Source organism: Photobacterium sp. R1, from assembly GCF_054600795.1.
In genome coordinates, this window is sequence record NZ_BAAHZP010000455.1 from 1 (window position 1) to 281 (window position 281).

Genomic DNA, 281 nt, shown 5'->3' on the forward strand with positions numbered 1-281 from the left:
AGGAAGTTACCGGTCCAGGCAAAGTCCAGTTTCACGCCTTTTAACTGAGGGAATACTTTTTCCATCTTGGGACGGATCAGTTTCTCTACGTTTGCCGGATCTCGTGCGCCGTACACCACACCGCCGCCAAACAGCATGCGGTTGTCGCCGGTAATGCGGAAGTAATCCAGCAGGTAATTGCAGTCTTCTACACAGTAACGTTGCGGTAACAGCTCATCGCACAGTGCATCTGACAGTTGTTCCGTTGTGACCACCTGCGTGCCGCATGGAATGGCTTTATT

The 281-nt window shown here is 51.6% G+C and carries 1 protein-coding gene; it reads right to left on the minus strand.

Annotation, left to right across the window (positions count from 1 at the left end):
* Nucleotides 1-281 (minus strand): FAD-dependent oxidoreductase (locus ACYP03_RS25830; RefSeq protein WP_459782653.1); only part of this gene is annotated, 281 nt, incomplete at both ends.